The 15,222-nt window shown below is 70.7% G+C and carries 16 protein-coding genes, 1 tRNA gene and 1 pseudogene; 9 read left to right on the top strand and 9 right to left on the bottom strand.

Going from position 1 to position 15,222, the window contains the following annotated elements; all coding sequences use genetic code 11:
* Positions 1-3 precede the first annotated feature (3 nt).
* The 4 genes and pseudogenes from ABZY12_RS20920 to ABZY12_RS20905 form a co-directional block, all read right to left on the bottom strand.
* On the bottom strand, positions 4-312 hold the full coding sequence (locus ABZY12_RS20920; protein WP_356892396.1) for a DUF202 domain-containing protein: 309 nt from the start codon (positions 310-312) through the stop codon (positions 4-6).
* Positions 309-704 (bottom strand): DUF202 domain-containing protein, encoded by a 396-nt coding sequence (locus ABZY12_RS20915; RefSeq protein WP_356892394.1) that lies wholly within the window; start codon positions 702-704, stop codon positions 309-311. Before ABZY12_RS20915 ends, ABZY12_RS20920 begins: the two co-directional genes overlap by 4 nt.
* A 195-nt stretch (positions 705-899) precedes the next feature.
* Positions 900-1,412: pseudogene (locus tag ABZY12_RS20910) on the bottom strand (NUDIX domain-containing protein); the annotation flags it as partial.
* A gap of 52 nt (positions 1,413-1,464) precedes the next feature.
* A complete protein-coding gene (locus tag ABZY12_RS20905; protein WP_356892392.1) occupies positions 1,465-2,229 on the bottom strand; it encodes a glucose 1-dehydrogenase in 765 nt (254 codons plus the stop codon).
* Between the two features lie 152 nt (positions 2,230-2,381).
* On the opposite strand from ABZY12_RS20905, the gene ABZY12_RS20900 reads away from it, so the two are divergent.
* From ABZY12_RS20900 to ABZY12_RS20890, 3 genes are all read left to right on the top strand, one after another.
* On the top strand, positions 2,382-4,037 hold the full coding sequence (locus tag ABZY12_RS20900) for an FAD-binding dehydrogenase (protein WP_356892390.1): 1,656 nt from the start codon (positions 2,382-2,384) through the stop codon (positions 4,035-4,037).
* A gap of 134 nt (positions 4,038-4,171) precedes the next feature.
* Positions 4,172-4,546: a VOC family protein gene (locus ABZY12_RS20895; protein WP_356892388.1), complete on the top strand. Its 375-nt coding sequence runs from the start codon at positions 4,172-4,174 to the stop codon at positions 4,544-4,546.
* A 151-nt stretch (positions 4,547-4,697) separates the two neighbouring features.
* Entirely contained in the window at positions 4,698-5,237 is a 540-nt protein-coding gene (locus ABZY12_RS20890; protein WP_356892386.1) for a GNAT family protein, read from the top strand.
* Here ABZY12_RS20890 and ABZY12_RS20885 read toward each other — a convergent pair.
* The 3 genes from ABZY12_RS20885 to ABZY12_RS20875 all read right to left on the bottom strand — a co-directional run bounded on the left by ABZY12_RS20885 (position 5,234) and on the right by ABZY12_RS20875 (position 7,760).
* A complete protein-coding gene (locus tag ABZY12_RS20885; RefSeq protein ID WP_356892384.1) occupies positions 5,234-5,689 on the bottom strand; it encodes an ASCH domain-containing protein in 456 nt (151 codons plus the stop codon). The genes ABZY12_RS20890 and ABZY12_RS20885 overlap by 4 nt on opposite strands.
* 52 nt (positions 5,690-5,741) lie before the next feature.
* On the bottom strand, positions 5,742-7,139 hold the full coding sequence (locus ABZY12_RS20880; RefSeq protein ID WP_356892382.1) for a gluconate:H+ symporter: 1,398 nt from the start codon (positions 7,137-7,139) through the stop codon (positions 5,742-5,744).
* An 87-nt stretch (positions 7,140-7,226) separates the two neighbouring features.
* Positions 7,227-7,760: a gluconokinase gene (locus tag ABZY12_RS20875; protein ID WP_356892380.1), complete on the bottom strand. Its 534-nt coding sequence runs from the start codon at positions 7,758-7,760 to the stop codon at positions 7,227-7,229.
* A gap of 137 nt (positions 7,761-7,897) precedes the next feature.
* Here ABZY12_RS20875 and ABZY12_RS20870 point away from each other — a divergent pair, with 137 nt between their 5' ends.
* From ABZY12_RS20870 to ABZY12_RS20855, 4 genes are all read left to right on the top strand, one after another.
* Entirely contained in the window at positions 7,898-8,599 is a 702-nt protein-coding gene (locus ABZY12_RS20870; protein ID WP_356892378.1) for an FCD domain-containing protein, read from the top strand.
* A gap of 210 nt (positions 8,600-8,809) precedes the next feature.
* Positions 8,810-10,267, top strand: coding sequence for an amino acid permease (locus ABZY12_RS20865; RefSeq protein ID WP_356892376.1), 1,458 nt, complete (start codon positions 8,810-8,812; stop codon positions 10,265-10,267).
* A gap of 156 nt (positions 10,268-10,423) precedes the next feature.
* A complete protein-coding gene (locus tag ABZY12_RS20860; protein ID WP_356892374.1) occupies positions 10,424-11,512 on the top strand; it encodes an S-(hydroxymethyl)mycothiol dehydrogenase in 1,089 nt (362 codons plus the stop codon).
* A complete protein-coding gene (locus ABZY12_RS20855; RefSeq protein WP_356892372.1) occupies positions 11,512-12,141 on the top strand; it encodes an MBL fold metallo-hydrolase in 630 nt (209 codons plus the stop codon). The genes ABZY12_RS20860 and ABZY12_RS20855 overlap by 1 nt, the downstream gene beginning before the upstream one ends.
* Here ABZY12_RS20855 and ABZY12_RS20850 read toward each other — a convergent pair.
* Both ABZY12_RS20850 and ABZY12_RS20845 read right to left on the bottom strand, forming a co-directional pair.
* Positions 12,125-13,081, bottom strand: coding sequence for a pseudouridine synthase (locus ABZY12_RS20850; protein WP_356892370.1), 957 nt, complete (start codon positions 13,079-13,081; stop codon positions 12,125-12,127). The two genes, ABZY12_RS20855 and ABZY12_RS20850, sit on opposite strands and share 17 nt — an antisense overlap.
* 77 nt (positions 13,082-13,158) lie before the next feature.
* Positions 13,159-13,246: transfer RNA gene (locus ABZY12_RS20845), tRNA-Leu, on the bottom strand.
* A gap of 227 nt (positions 13,247-13,473) precedes the next feature.
* Here ABZY12_RS20845 and ABZY12_RS20840 point away from each other — a divergent pair.
* The gene (locus ABZY12_RS20840; protein ID WP_356892368.1) at positions 13,474-14,799 is read left to right on the top strand and encodes a M20/M25/M40 family metallo-hydrolase; all 1,326 of its coding nucleotides are present in this window, start codon (positions 13,474-13,476) and stop codon (positions 14,797-14,799) included.
* A gap of 145 nt (positions 14,800-14,944) precedes the next feature.
* Positions 14,945-15,178: a chaplin ChpH gene (gene chpH / locus ABZY12_RS20835; protein WP_356892366.1), complete on the top strand. Its 234-nt coding sequence runs from the start codon at positions 14,945-14,947 to the stop codon at positions 15,176-15,178.
* Positions 15,179-15,222 lie beyond the last annotated feature (44 nt).

Below are 15,222 nucleotides of genomic sequence, written 5' to 3'. Positions count from 1 at the left end.
CGCTCAGACCACGACGGCGACGGCGAACCCGGCCAGCGCGATCGTGCACACGGCAGCCAGCAGCGCGCCACGGTGCGAGAGCGGCCGTGGCCGAGCCGCGTCCAGGGACTGGATACGGCGGTGGGCGACGGCCAGGAACGCGACCCAGACCAGCGCCGACAGCGCGGCCCCCGCCACTCCCGCCGCGGTGATGTCGTCATGGATCGCCTGTTTCGCGGCCAGCACCGCCACGACCGTGCAGGTCAGCGTCGTACGCCGCCAGGCCAGGCGCGTCCGCTCGGGCTGCAGCCCCGGATCCCGTGCCTCCGTCACCGCCCGGCCCAGCCGAAGACGACGACCACGACCATCGTCAGCGCCACCACGGCCACCGCGAGACTCAGCACCGTCGGGAACCGCGACACCGGCAGATCCTCACCCCGGCGCATCGCCCGCTCGCACCGCACCCAGTGGTTCACCGCCCGCAGCGCGCACAGCGCCCCCGCGCCCAGCAGGGCCAGCGCGAGCCCGACCCGTACCCCCCAGCGCAGATCCGGCAGGAACTGGTCGACGGCGAAACCGCCGCCGACGAGCGCGAGCGCGGTCCGGATCCAGGCGAGGAAGGTGCGCTCGTTGGCCAGTGAGAAGCGATAGTCGGGGGTCTCGCCCTCGTCGCGGATCCGCCGCGGCGCGAACCACGACCGCAGGCTCTGTACGAAGTCGCTCACCGGGGCACCCTATCCGTCGGCACCCTCGTCGCCCGTACCCAGCTCGGCGGCGCCCTTTCCGCCCGCGCGGCCTCCACTCGCGCGGCTTCCGCCCGCGCGGCCTCCACTCGCGCGGCTTCCGCCCGCGCGGCCTCCACTCGCGCGGCTTCCGCCGGCGCCGCTTCCACTCGCGCGCTGCCGGCCGGCCGGGCGGCCCGCCCGGAGCGCCGACATCCGCTCGTACGCCGCCAGACCGTCCGGCACCCACTCCCAGGTGCCGAGCCGGGCGGTCAGCTCCTCCTCCGGCATGAAGGCGTGCCAGGCGACCTCCGTCGCCTGCGGGTTCACCGGCAGCTCGCAACGCACCTCGTACACGGCCGACCACCACTTCCCGGCGACGCCCCCGGAGTCGTGGAGGAAGCGGAACAGGGGGGCGGGGCGGGGCAGTCCGCTCACGCCGAGCTCCTCCTCGGCCTCGCGCAGCGCCGCCGCGTCGTACGACTCGCCCGCGCCGAGGACCCCGCCGACGAACATGTCGTACAGCGAGGGGAAGAGCAGCTTCGTGGGGGTGCGGCGGTGCACGAAGATCCGGTCCTGGGCATCCCGTACCAGGACGAAGGCGCAGCGGTGGATCAGGCCCCGCGCGTACACCTCGCCGCGCGGGGCCTGCCCGATCACCTCGTCGTTCTCGTCGACGACGTCCAGGATCTCTTCAGCGGGGTCGGTCATGCCGCCATGAAATCACCGCCCCGCCGCACCTACCGCCCCCGTGCGCGACGGCTCACCGCCCCATGACGTACTTCACCGTCGGACCGGTCGTCCAGCCGCCGTCCACCGCGAGCTCCGCGCCGGTCACGTACGAGGCCGCGTCCGACAGCAGGAAGACGACGGCACCGGCGATCTCCGGAGCCTCGCCGACCCGGCCCATCGGGGTGTTGGGGTACTTGCCCTCGCCCCGCTCGATGCCGACGGAGGCGGTCATCGGCGTGTACGTCATGCCCGGGTGGACCGAGTTGACCCGGATCCGCGCGGTGCCCAGCTCCACCGCGCCGATCTTCGTCAGACCGCGCACACCCCACTTGGAGGCGCCGTAGCCCGCCGTCAGCGCCAGACCCATCAGCCCGGCCGCCGACGAGATGTTGACGATCGAGCCGCCACCGGCCTCCTTCATCGCCGGGATCGCGGTCTTCATACCGATGAAGACCCCGGTCAGATTGGTGTCGAGAACCCTGCGGAAGTGCTCCACCGACTCCGACTCCAGGAAGGACCCGGCCGCTATGCCGGCGTTGTTCACCAGACCGTGCAGCCCGCCGAACTCGGCGACCGCGTAAGCGACGGCGGCGGCCCACTCCTCCTCGGAGGTCACGTCGTGGTGCAGGAAGCGCGCCCGCTCGCCGAGCTCGGCCGCGACCGCCTCGCCCGCGTCGTCCAGGACGTCGGTGAGCACGACGTGCGCGCCGGCGGCGACGGCCTGCCGGGCCGCCTCCGCACCCAGCCCGCGGGCGCCGCCGGTGATCAGCACGGTCTTGCCGGTGAGGTCGTTCATGCGTGGTCCTTTCGGGGATGGCCGGTGATCCGGCGCTGTGCGGCCTGGAGCAGCGCCGTGGAGTCATGTTCAGCTCGGCATGAGAAACGCGAGGCGTTTTCGTCGGGTCGGAACGGTTGACTCGATACATTCATGTATCCAATAGTCGGTCCATGTCGTACGACGCTGATGTGATCGTGATCGGGGCCGGCCTCGCGGGGCTCGTCGCCACCGCCGAACTCGTGGACGCCGGGCGGAGCGTGATCCTGCTCGACCAGGAGCCCGAGCAGTCCATCGGCGGCCAGGCGCACTGGTCCTTCGGCGGGCTCTTCCTCGTCGACTCACCCGAACAGCGCCGCATGCGGATCAAGGACAGCCACGCGCTCGCCCTCCAGGACTGGCTCGGCACCGCCGGGTTCGACCGCGACGAGGACCGGTGGCCGAGGAAGTGGGCCGAGGCGTACGTCGACTTCGCGGCGGGCGAGAAACGCTCCTGGCTCCACGCGCGCGGGGTGCGCTTCTTCCCCGTGGTGGGCTGGGCCGAGCGCGGCGGGTACGACGCCGGCGGTCATGGCAACTCGGTACCGCGTTTCCACATCACCTGGGGTACGGGACCGGGCCTCGTCGCCCCCTTCGAGCGCCGTGTCCGCGAGGGCGTCGCCGCGGGCCGCGTCCAGTTCCGCTTCCGCCACCGGGTGACCGCCCTCGGCCGTACGGCGGGAGCCGTCGACACCGTCAGCGGCGAGATCCTGGAGCCGTCCGCCGCCGCACGCGGCACCGCCAGCAGCCGCGAGGCGACGGGCGCCTTCGCCTACCGGGCCCAGGCGGTGATCGTCACCTCGGGCGGCATCGGCGGCAACCACGACCTCGTACGCCGGCAGTGGCCGGATCGGCTCGGCACCCCGCCCGCGAAGCTGCTCTCCGGCGTGCCCGCCCATGTCGACGGGCTGATGCTCGGCATCGCGGAGGACGCGGGCGCGCACCACATCAACCGCGACCGGATGTGGCACTACACCGAGGGCATCGAGAACTGGAACCCGATCTGGGCCCGGCACGGCATCCGCATCCTGCCCGGCCCGTCCTCGCTCTGGCTCGACGCGCGCGGCCGACGGCTGCCCGTCCCCCTCTTCCCCGGCTTCGACACCCTCGGCACGCTCGAACACATCATGCGCACCGGGTACGACCACACCTGGTTCGTGCTCGACCGGCGGATCATCGGCAAGGAGTTCGCGCTCTCCGGCTCCGAGCAGAACCCCGATCTGACCGGCAAGTCGATCCGTGACGTCATCGGCCGCGCGCGGGAGGACGTGCCCGGCCCGGTGAAGGCGTTCATGGACAAGGGCGTGGACTTCGTCGTCGAGAACGACCTGTCCGCGCTCGTCCGGGGCATGAACGCGCTCACCGACGAGCCGCTCCTCGACGAGGCGGAACTCCGCCGCGAGATCACCGCCCGCGACCGCGAGATCGCCAACCCCTTCACCAAGGACCTCCAGGTGATGGCGGTCCGGGGGGCCCGCAAGTACCTGGGCGACAAGCTGATCCGCACGGCGGCCCCGCACCGGATCCTCGACCCCAAGGCCGGCCCCCTGATCGCCGTACGCCTGAACATCCTCACCCGCAAGTCGCTCGGCGGTCTGGAGACGGATCTGTCGTCGCGGGTGCTGACGGAGGGCGGAGACGTACTGGAAGGGGTGTACGCGGCAGGCGAGGCGGCCGGCTTCGGCGGCGGCGGTGTCCACGGCTACCGCTCCCTGGAGGGCACCTTCCTCGGCGGCTGCATCTTCTCCGGCCGCGCGGCGGGCCGCGCCGCCGCGAAGGCGGTGGGCTAGGGCCCGACAGCCCCCGGCCGGTGAGCCGCACGGAGCCAGGTCGCGTGCCGCCGCGCATGCCTGCCGCGGTGGCGGGTACGACCACTCCCGTACCGGGCGTCGCGGAAGCGGCCGAAGAGACAGGGGTGTCGGAAGTGATTCGAAAGCTGCAGGCGGTCGCGCTGGACTGCGCTGATCCGCTACGGCTCGCCGAGTTCTACGCGGAACTGCTCGGCGGCCGGGTCGTCGCGGATGCCGACGATGCCGACTGGGTCGAGGTGCACGGGTTCGAGGGGACACCGCTGGCCTGCCAGCGGGTGGACGGCTACCGACCGCCCGAATGGCCCGGCCAGGAGCGCCCGCAGCAGCTCCACCTGGACTTCGACGTGGACGATCTCGAAGGAGAGGAGAAGCGGGCGCTCGCGCTCGGTGCGACCGTGCTGGAGCGGACGGACCAGCACCGCCCGGGGGCCAACTGGCGGGTCTACGCGGACCCGGCCGGCCATCCGTTCTGCCTCTGCCTCCACTGAATCCATCGGGCCCACCGTCCTGGCTCAATGGCCTCCGCCTGCACAGGCGCTACGAGCGCGAGGCAGGGCACTTCCGCTACCGCCGCTATGCCGACCGAGGCGACGGCTTATTGGATTGCCGCAGGCCGGCCCGGTCGGATAGGAAGCTCGCATGCTAAGGGGCGACAAGGTCGGGCTGAGGGCCCGGCACGAGGACGACATCCCGATCCTGCGGGCCGAGCTCTACGACGACGTGGTCAACTCCGCGCGGGCCGAAGGCGGTCCGTGGCGGCCGATCACGCCCGGCTCGAAGGATCCGCGGCTCGTGGTGGACGACAAGGAGCAGGGGCACGTCCCGTTCTCCGTGGTGGAGCTGGACGGCGGCACGCTGGTCGGCACCGCGACGCTGTGGGGTATCGACAACCACAACCGGTCCGCGCACATCGGCCTTGGACTGCTGCCGTCCTCGCGCGGCAAGGGCTACGGCACCGACGTGGTCGCGGTGCTGTGTCACTACGGTTTCGTCGTGCGCGGCCTGCAGCGGCTGCAGATCGAGACGTTGTCGGACAACTTCGCGATGCTGCGCTCCGCCGAGCGCAACGGCTTCGTCCGCGAGGGCGTGCTGCGCTCCTCGGCCTGGGTCATGGGCGAGTTCCTGGACGAGGTGCTGCTCGGTCTTCTCGCCCAGGAGTGGAAGCCGGACACCCCCTAGGGCCGTTCCCCCGAGTCCTCGGAGGTACGGGGCAGCAGCTCCACCACCCGGAAGCGCTCCGCCACCACCATCGTCGAGTCGTCGACCGTGAACGCCGGGTCGCCCATCGCCTCGCGCATCTCGTCGCTGTGCCAGAAACGCTCGTGATCGGCCCGCCACTCGGCCACCGACGTGTGTCCCTCGCCCTCGTCGAGCGCGTGCTGGAGATCGAGGTCGCCCAACGGCAGGACCCGTACCTCCGTCACCTCCACGACCGCCACCTCGCGCCCGTCGGAGTCGATGAGCGCCGAGCGTTCGCCCACCTCGGGCAGCTCCTCCTTCTCCGCCTCCCACTCGGCGAACAGTCCGGTCGTCGAGGTCTTCTCGCCGGAGAGCACCGCGGCGACGAGTTGGTCCCGCAGCGGTCCGGGGAAGGCGAGCAGGAACGGTTTGAGCGCGTGAGGGCCGGTCATGACCGACAGTGTGTCAGCCACGACCGGCCCGCGCCGCCCGGTTTCCGTACGGCTACAACACCAGGGAGAGCAGCAGCACGAAGACGATGCCGACCACCGAGATGATCGTCTCCATCACCGACCAGGTCTTGATCGTCTGGCCGACGTTCATGCCGAAGTACTCCTTCACCAGCCAGAACCCCGCGTCGTTCACATGGCTGAAGAAGAGTGAACCGGCACCGATCGCCAGGACCAGCAGCGCGCTCTCGCTCGCCGACATGCCCTCGGCGAGCGGGGCCACCAGACCGGCGGCCGAGATCGTCGCCACCGTCGCCGAGCCCGTCGCGAGCCGGATCGCCACCGCGATCAGCCAGGCGAGGAGCAGCGCGGGGATCGACCAGTCCTTGGAGAAGTCCAGGATCATCTGGCCCACGCCGACGTCGATCAGGGTCTGCTTGAAGCCGCCGCCCGCGCCCACGATCATCAGCACGCCCGCGATCGGGGCGAGGGACTTCTCCACGGTCGACGAGAGCCGCTGCCGGGTGAAGCCGGCCGCGCGTCCCAGCGTGAACAGGCCCACGATCACGGCCGCGAGCAGCGCGATCAGCGGCGAGCCGATGACGTCGGTGACCTTCTGCAGACCGTTGGCCGGGTCGTCCACGACGATGTCGACCAGCGCCTTGACCAGCATCAGGACGACGGGCAGCAGCACGGTGGCGACGGTGGCGCCGAAACCGGGGCGCTTCTCCAGGTCCTCCGACGGCCGGGCCGGGATCATGTTCTCCGGTGCCGGGATGTCCACCCAGCGCGCGGCGTACCGGGCGAAGAGCGGACCAGCGATGATCACGGTCGGGATGGCGACCAGGACGCCCAGCGCGAGGGTGATGCCGAGGTTGGCGCCGAGCGCGTCGATGGCGACCAGCGGTCCGGGGTGCGGCGGGATCAGTCCGTGCATCACGGACAGACCGGCGAGGGCCGGGACACCGATCCGCATCAGGGAGTAATTGCCGCGCTTGGCGACCAGCAGCACCACCGGGATCAGCAGCACGATGCCGACCTCGAAGAACAGCGGCAGACCGATGACGGAGGCGATCAGCACCATCGCCCACGGCATGGCCCGGCCGCCCGCCTTGGCGAGGATCGTGTCGACGATCTGATCGGCGCCCCCGGAGTCCGCGAGCAGCTTGCCCAGGATCGCGCCGAGCGCGATCAGCACGCCCACACCCGCGACGGTGTTGCCGAGCCCGGTGGTGAAGGAGCTGATGGTCGCCGCGAGCGGGGCCCCGGCGAAGGCGCCCAGGCCCAGCGACCCGATGGTCAGCGCCAGGAAGGCGTGCAGCTTGAACTTGGTGATGAGCAGGACGATGACGGCGATGCCCGCGAGCACGGCTATGCCCAGCTGGGCGTTGCCGGCCGAGGTGATCGGCTCGGCGGCGCCCGCTGCCAGCATCTCGACGCTGAGACTGGTCACGGTGGGTTCCTTAGGGGACGGGTGTGGCAGAGGGGGAACGGGGGCTACGGGAGGTAGGGGGGCGTATTGAGGTGCGGTTGACGGACCTCAGCCGGCGAGCGCGCGCAACGCGGCGACGGCCCGGTCGGTGATCTCCTCGGGGGATCCGGACACATCGACGGCGACACCGGCCTCGTCGTCCTGGAGGGGCTGCAGGGCGGCGAACTGCGAGTCCAGCAGCGCGGTCGGCATGAAGTGGCCCTTGCGGGCCGTCATCCGCCGCTCGATCAGCTCGCGGTCACCTGTCAGATGGAGGAAGACCGCCCCCGGGGCGGCGGCCCGGAGCCGGTCCCGGTAGATCCGCTTGAGCGCGGAGCTGCTCACCACTCCGCCGAGCCCCGCCCTGCCGTGCGCCCACTGTCCGATCGCGTCGAGCCAGGGGCCGCGGTCCTCGTCGTCCAGCGGGACGCCGGCCGACATCTTGGCGACGTTCGCGGCCGGATGGAAGTCGTCGCCCTCGGCGTAGGGGACGCCGAGCGCGTCGGCGACCAGCGGACCGATGGTGGTCTTGCCGGTGCCGGCGACGCCCATCACGACGACGACCGGGGGTGCCGGGGGTGCCGTCTGGGGGGTGGTGCTCATGGGTGGTGCCTCGCTGTCTTCTTCGACATCGATTCCGTCGCGCTCATGAAACCTATTGGGTACGACTTATTCAAGAGCCTGTGACTTAAAAGTCATACTTTTCGTTCGGAGATCGGGTCGCCGCATAGGCTGACCCCATGACGACACCGGCCCAGGGGCTCCACACGCACGTCCTCGCCACCCTGGGCCTCGCGATCACCGCGGGGGAGTACCCGCCCGGCAGCGTGCTGCGCACCGACGAGCTCGCCCAGCGCTTCGATGTGTCCCGGACGGTGGTGCGCGAGGTCGTGCGCGTCCTGGAATCCATGCACCTCGTCGAGTCCCGGCGCCGCGTCGGCGTGACCGTGCGGCCGACGGAGCAGTGGAACGTGTACGACCCGCAGGTCATCCGGTGGCGCCTGGCCGGCGCCGACCGTCCCCGTCAGCTGCGCTCGCTCACCGTGCTGCGCTCGGCGGTCGAACCGGTCGCGGCCGGCCTCGCCGCCGTCCACGCCACCCCCGGGCAGTGCCGTGAGCTGACCGAGCAGGCGCTCGGCATGGTCGCCACCTCGCGCGGCCGGCAGCTGGAGGCGTACCTCGTCCACGACATCGCCTTCCACCGGGTCGTGCTCAACGCCTCCGGCAACGAGATGTTCGCCAGACTCGGCGACGTGGTGGCCGAGGTGCTCACCGGCCGCACGCACCACCAGGTCATGTTCGAGGACCCGGACCCGGCTGCCGTCACCCTTCATGTCCAGGTCGCCGAGGCGGTACGGGAGAAGGACGCGGCCCGCGCCGAGGAGCTGACCCGCCAGATCGCGGTCGGCGCCCTCAAGGAGCTGGACGTCCTCGCGCCGTAGGCCGCGCGTAAACGCCCGTAAACCGCCCGTACCCGCGCCTGCAACCCCAGCGCAAGCTCAGAAGTAGCTCAAATATGGGCGTTCAGTGACATTGGCCACTGCCAGAAACCCGCCGTGCCGTGACGATGTCCGCTGGCCGTGTTCTGGACGACCTCCGCGCGCGGCCGGGTACCGCACAGACCCTCCCCCCTCACGAAGGCGAACAACTCCATGAGTGACCGCATCTCCCCTGCGGCCGACACGCTGTCCGCCACGCCACCGGCACCGGCGGGCTCCCCCCACGTCGACGCCGGTGACGCCGGGTACCGCAAGGACCTGAAGTCCCGGCACATCAACATGATCGCCATCGGTGGCGCCATCGGCACCGGCCTGTTCCTCGGTGCCGGCGGCCGCATGGCCAACGCCGGACCGTCCCTCTTCATCGCCTACGCGGTCTGCGGCGTCTTCGCCTTCTTCGTGGTCCGGGCGCTCGGCGAGCTGGTCCTGTACCGCCCCTCCTCCGGCGCCTTCGTCTCGTACGCCCGTGAGTTCATGGGCGAGAAGGGCGCCTACACCGCCGGCTGGCTCTACTTCCTGAACTGGTCGACGACCGCGATCGCCGACATCACCGCGGCCGCCACCTACGCCCACTTCTGGGCGATGTTCAGCGACGTCCCGCAGTGGATCCTGGCCCTGATCGCCCTCGCGGTCGTCCTCGCCGCCAACCTCATCTCGGTGAAGTACTTCGGCGAGATGGAGTTCTGGTTCGCGATCATCAAGGTCGGCGCGCTCGTCGCCTTCATGCTGATCGGCATCTTCCTGATCGTGACGTCGCACGACGTCGGCGGCCACACCCCGGGCCTGTCCACCATCACGGACAACGGCGGCATCTTCCCCAGCGGTGTCATGCCGATGCTGCTGCTGATCCAGGGTGTCGTCTTCGCGTACGCCTCCGTCGAGCTGTGCGGCGTCGCCGCCGGTGAGACCGAGAACCCCGAGAAGATCATGCCGAAGGCGATCAACTCGATCATGTGGCGGGTGGGCCTCTTCTACGTCGGTTCCGTCGTCCTGCTCGCGCTGCTGCTCCCGTACACCGCGTACTCCGGCGACCAGAGCCCCTTCGTCACGGTCTTCGACAAGCTCGGCATCCCCGGCGCCGCCGGCGTGATGAACCTGGTCGTCCTCACCGCCGCGCTCTCCAGCCTCAACTCGGGTCTCTACTCGACCGGCCGGATCCTGCGCTCCATGTCGCTGTCGGGCTCCGCCCCCAAGTTCACCGGCGTCATGAACAAGGGCGGCGTCCCCTACGGCGGCATCCTGCTGACCGCCGCCTTCGGTGTCGTCGGTGTCGGGCTGAACTACGTCATGCCCGGCGAGGCCTTCGAGCTCGTGCTGAACTTCGCCTCCATCGGCATCATCGGCACCTGGGCCATGATCATGGTCTGCTCGCTGCTGTTCGTGAACCGCTCGAAGGAAGGACTGGTCACCCGGCCCGGCTACCGGCTGCCCTGGGCGCCCTACACCCAGCTCGTCACGCTGGTCTTCCTCGGCTCGGTCCTGGTCCTGATGTGGATGGACGGCGGCATCAGCCGCACCACCGTGAACTGCCTCCCGCTCATCGCCCTGATGCTGGTCGGCGGCTGGTTCCTGGTCCGCAAGCGGGTCCGCGCCACCGCGGCCACGGACTAGGGCCGATCCGGCACCGATCCGCCGGACACGACCTGGGGCCGAATCCGCTTCCGCCCCCACAGGTGACGAGACCCCCGCAGGCGCGCTCTGCGGGGGTCTCGCGTCGCGTCAGGAGATAGTGGTACCCAAGAGCCTTACAGCGAAGGGGTGTCTGCCATGCCGCAGCGAGTCCAGGGGGTCGTCGCCCCCGGCAGGAACGAGCCCGTGCGGGTCGAGACGATCGTGATCCCCGATCCCGGGCCGGGTGAGGCCGTGGTGAGGATCCAGGCCTGCGGTGTCTGCCACACCGACCTCCACTACAAACAGGGCGGCATCAACGACGACTTTCCCTTCCTCCTCGGCCACGAGGCCGCGGGCGTCGTCGAGTCGGTGGGCGCCGGAGTCACCGACGTGGCCCCCGGCGACTTCGTCATCCTCAACTGGCGGGCGGTGTGCGGCGCCTGCCGGGCCTGTCTGCGCGGCCGCCCCCAGTACTGCTTCGACACACACAACGCGCGGCAGAAGATGACGCTGGCCTCCACCGGCCAGGAACTCTCCCCGGCCCTCGGCATCGGGGCCTTCGCCGAGAAGACCCTCGTCGCCGCCGGCCAGTGCACCAAGGTCGACCCCTCCGTCGCCCCCGAGGTCGCCGGTCTCCTCGGCTGCGGCGTCATGGCCGGCATCGGCGCCGCCCTCAACACCGGCGACGTCGGCCGCGGTGACACCGTCGCCGTCATCGGCTGCGGCGGCGTCGGCGACGCGGCCGTCGTCGGCTCCCGGCTCGCCGGAGCGGCGAAGATCATCGCCGTCGACATCGACGACCGCAAACTGGAGACGGCACGGTCGATGGGCGCCACCCACACCGTCAACTCCCGCTCCGCCGACCCCGTCGAGGCCATCCGCGACCTCACCGGCGGTTTCGGCGCCGACGTCGTCATCGAGGCCGTCGGCCGCCCGGAGACGTACAAGCAGGCGTTCTACGCCCGCGACCTCGCCGGCACCGTCGTCCTCGTCGGCGTCCCCACCCCCGAGATGACGCTGGAACTCCCGCTCCTCGACGTCTTCGGCCGCGGCGGCGCGCTCAAGTCGTCCTGGTACGGCGACTGCCTGCCGTCCCGGGACTTCCCCATGCTCATCGACCTGCACCAGCAGGGTCGCATCGACCTCGGCGCCTTCGTCACCGAGACCATCGGCCTCGGCGACGTGGAGAAGGCCTTCGCCCGTATGCACGACGGTGACGTCCTGCGCTCGGTGGTGGTCCTCTGATGGCCGCCCGCATCGACCACCTGGTCACCTCCGGCACCTTCTCGCTCGACGGCGGCACCTGGGACGTCGACAACAACGTCTGGATCGTGGGCGACGACTCGGAGGCGATCGTCATCGACGCCGCCCACGACGCCCCCGCCATCCTCGCGGCGCTCGACGGCCGCATCCTGCGCGCCATCGTCTGCACCCACGCGCACAACGACCACATCGACGCCGCACCGGCCCTCGCCGCCGCCACCGGCGCCCGGATCCTGCTCCACCCCGACGACCAGCCGCTGTGGAAGCAGACCCACCCCGACCACACCCCGGACGGCGACCTCACCGACGGTCAGACCCTGACCATCGCGGGCACGGACCTCAAGGTCCTCCACACCCCCGGTCACGCCCCCGGAGCGGTCTGCCTGTACGCCCCCGACCTGGCCACGGTCTTCACCGGCGACACCCTCTTCCAGGGTGGCCCCGGCGCGACGGGCCGGTCCTTCTCCGACTTCCCGACCATCGTCGGCTCGATCCGGGACCGCCTCCTGACCCTCCCGCCGGAGACGGTCGTACGCACCGGACACGGCGACCCCACGACGATCGGCGCCGAGGCCCCGCACCTGGAGGAGTGGATCAGCCGAGGCCACTGAACGCGTCGAGGGCCAGCCGGCTCTCGAACCGCCTCTCCACGCCCGAGAACGGGTCGGTGAACTCCAGCGCCCGCGCGAGCAGCTGCAGCGGACGCGTGAAGTCCTCCGGCCCGTCCGGGCACACCACGGGATAGACCGGATCGTGCAGGATCGGCAGCCCCAGGGCGTTCATGTGCACCCGCAGCTGGTGGGTCCGCCCGGTGGCCGGCAGCAGCCGGTAACGCCCCAGGGTCCGGCTGCCGGCCCCCGCCCCGCCCCGCCGCTCCACCAGCTCGATCCGGCTCTCGCTGTTCGGCTCGCCCGGCTCCTCCCGGGCGGCCATCACCCCGCGCTCCTTCACGATCCGGCTCCGCACCGTCACCGGCAGCGCGACCGCGGGATCGTACGGTGCCACCGCCTCGTACTCCTTGCGCACCAGCCGGTCCCGGAAGAGGGTCTGGTACGCGCCCCGGTCCTCCGGCCGTACGACGAAGACGACGAGGCCCGCCGTCAGCCGGTCGAGCCGGTGCGCGGGCTGGAGCTCCCTGAGCCCCAGCTCCCGGCGCAGCCGCGCCATCGCCGTCTCGGTCACATGCCGCCCGCGGGGCATCGTCGCCAGGAAGTGCGGCTTGTCGACGACCACGATCCGCTCGTCCCGGTGCACGACCCCGATCTCGAACGGCACCCGCTCCTCGGGCGGGAAGTCCCGGTGGAACCACACGTGCAGTCCCGCCGTGTACGGCTCCGCGCCGCCCACCGGGCCGTCCGTCCCGACGAAGCGCCCGTCGCGGAGCATCTCCTCGACCCGACCGACCCCGATCGCACCCCCGAAGCGCGCCACGAGGTGGTCCCGCACGGTTCCCCAGACACCCTCGGGATCCTCCGGCAGCCGCACGCGCACGGGGTCGACGCCGTCGCGCTGGGGCAGCGGCGCCACGGGAGCCTTCGTTCTGCGTCTCACCGGTCCCACCGCCGTAACGAACCGCTGCGACCGACCGCCGCAACGAGAAAGACCCCACATCGTGTGGGGTCTTTCGCTGGTGTCCGAGGGGGGACTTGAACCCCCACGCCCGATAAAGGGCACTAGCACCTCAAGCTAGCGCGTCTGCCATTCCGCCACCCGGACAAGGTGTCTGTCTTTCCGGCCGCTGGGCCGTTCCGACGTGGAAAACCATAGCAAACAATCGAGGCGGCCGATCACCACCCCGTGCCCACCCGCGCCCCGGCCCAAACACGCGTGACGTGTGACGGCCGTATGTCGGCCGGTGACCGCCCTTGGGCGGGGCGCTCGGGCGGGGGAGGATGAGGGGGACCACCAGCAATCACGTGGGGCACGTAGTGGGAGGAAGCAGCGTGAGCGAGTCGAACACGGCCCGGAGCGTCACCGGCGAGGATGAGGTCGTCGACCTCTGTCGCGACCTCATCCGCATCGACACCAGCAACTACGGCGACCACTCGGGCCCGGGAGAGCGGGCGGCGGCGGAGTACATCGCCGAGAAGCTCGCCGAGGTCGGTCTCGAGCCGAAGATCATCGAGTCGCACAAGGGGCGGGCCTCCACCGTCGCCCGTATCGAGGGTGAGGACCCGTCCCGGCCGGCGCTGCTCATCCACGGTCACACCGACGTCGTGCCGGCCAACGCGGACGACTGGACGCACCACCCGTTCTCCGGTGAGGTCGCCGACGGCTGCGTCTGGGGTCGCGGCGCCGTCGACATGAAGGACATGGACGCGATGACCCTCGCGGTCGTACGGGACCGGCTGCGCAGCGGTCGCAAGCCCCCGCGCGACATCGTCCTCGCCTTCCTCGCCGACGAGGAGGCCGGTGGCACCTACGGCGCCCGCCACCTGGTCGACCACCACCGGGACCTCTTCGACGGGGTGACCGAGGCCATCGGCGAGGTCGGCGGCTTCTCCTTCACCGTCAACGAGAACCTGCGGCTCTACCTGGTCGAGACGGCCCAGAAGGGCATGCACTGGATGCGGCTGACCGTCGAGGGTACGGCCGGTCACGGCTCGATGACCAACAACGACAACGCCATCACCGAGCTCTGCGAGGCCGTGGGGCGCCTGGGCCGCCACCAGTGGCCGGTCAGGGTGACCAAGACCGTACGGTCCTTCCTCGACGAGCTCTCCGACGCGCTGGGCACCCCGCTCGACCCCGAGGACATGGAGGCCACGCTCGCCAAGCTGGGCGGCATCGCCAAGATGGTCGGCGCCACCCTGCGCAACTCCGCCGCCCCGACCATGCTCGGCGCCGGCTACAAGGTCAACGTGATCCCGGGGCAGGCCACGGCGCACGTCGACGGGCGGTTCCTGCCGGGGTACGAGGACGAGTTCCTGGCCGACCTCGACCGGATCCTGGGGCCGCGGGTCAAGCGCGAGGACGTGCACGGGGACAAGGCCCTGGAGACCAGCTTCGACGGCGACCTCGTCGACGCCATGCAGCTGGCCCTCAAGGCCGAGGACCCGATCGCCCGGGCCGTGCCGTACATGCTCTCGGGCGGCACCGACGCCAAGTCGTTCGACGACCTCGGGATCCGCTGCTTCGGTTTCGCGCCGCTCCAGCTGCCGCCGGAGCTGGACTTCGCCGGCATGTTCCACGGCGTGGACGAGCGGGTGCCGGTAGACGGCCTCACGTTCGGTGTCCGAGTCCTTGACCGTTTCATCGACGCGTCCTGATCGACTGATCTTCATATTCGTTCGCGCGTACGTGTGTGACCGGAAAGAGTGAATGCACTCATACAGTCGTAGCTTGGTTACCTCTTCCTCGTTACAGGTGATGCGGCGCCCGGCAACGGGACCGCATTGCCAACAAGGAGGAATAATGATCAAGAAGGTCGTCGCTGCTGCGGCTGCCACCGGCGGTCTCGTTCTCGCGGGTGCGGGCATGGCCGTTGCCCACGCGGATGCCCAGGGTGCCGCTATCGCGTCCCCTGGCGCGCTCTCGGGCAACGTCGTCCAGGTGCCGGTTCACGTCCCCGTGAACGTGTGCGGCAACACGGTCTCCGTGATCGGGCTGCTGAACCCCGCCTTCGGCAACACCTGCGTCAACGCCTGACGTTGAGTCTCGACCCATGAGGGTCTGAGCCCAGGCCGGCCCCG

The sequence above is a fragment of the Streptomyces sp. NPDC006551 genome, from assembly GCF_040611675.1.
Lineage (GTDB): Bacteria > Actinomycetota > Actinomycetes > Streptomycetales > Streptomycetaceae > Streptomyces.
This window is presented reverse-complemented; position numbering and strand designations above follow the sequence as displayed.

Bases quoted from the DNA above. Each gene is read 5' to 3' on its own strand.
- ABZY12_RS20875 (WP_356892380.1), bottom strand. From the start codon at position 7,760: ATGAGCACCACCCCCCAGACGGCACCCCCGGCACCCCCGGTCGTCGTC.
- ABZY12_RS20900 (WP_356892390.1), top strand. From the start codon at position 2,382: ATGTCGTACGACGCTGATGTGATCGTGATCGGGGCCGGCCTCGCGGGG.
- ABZY12_RS20855 (WP_356892372.1), top strand. From the start codon at position 11,512: ATGGCCGCCCGCATCGACCACCTGGTCACCTCCGGCACCTTCTCGCTC.
- ABZY12_RS20905 (WP_356892392.1), bottom strand. From the start codon at position 2,229: ATGAACGACCTCACCGGCAAGACCGTGCTGATCACCGGCGGCGCCCGC.
- ABZY12_RS20865 (WP_356892376.1), top strand. From the start codon at position 8,810: ATGAGTGACCGCATCTCCCCTGCGGCCGACACGCTGTCCGCCACGCCA.
- chpH (WP_356892366.1), top strand. From the start codon at position 14,945: ATGATCAAGAAGGTCGTCGCTGCTGCGGCTGCCACCGGCGGTCTCGTT.
- ABZY12_RS20890 (WP_356892386.1), top strand. From the start codon at position 4,698: ATGCTAAGGGGCGACAAGGTCGGGCTGAGGGCCCGGCACGAGGACGAC.
- ABZY12_RS20860 (WP_356892374.1), top strand. From the start codon at position 10,424: ATGCCGCAGCGAGTCCAGGGGGTCGTCGCCCCCGGCAGGAACGAGCCC.
- ABZY12_RS20885 (WP_356892384.1), bottom strand. From the start codon at position 5,689: ATGACCGGCCCTCACGCGCTCAAACCGTTCCTGCTCGCCTTCCCCGGA.
- ABZY12_RS20870 (WP_356892378.1), top strand. From the start codon at position 7,898: ATGACGACACCGGCCCAGGGGCTCCACACGCACGTCCTCGCCACCCTG.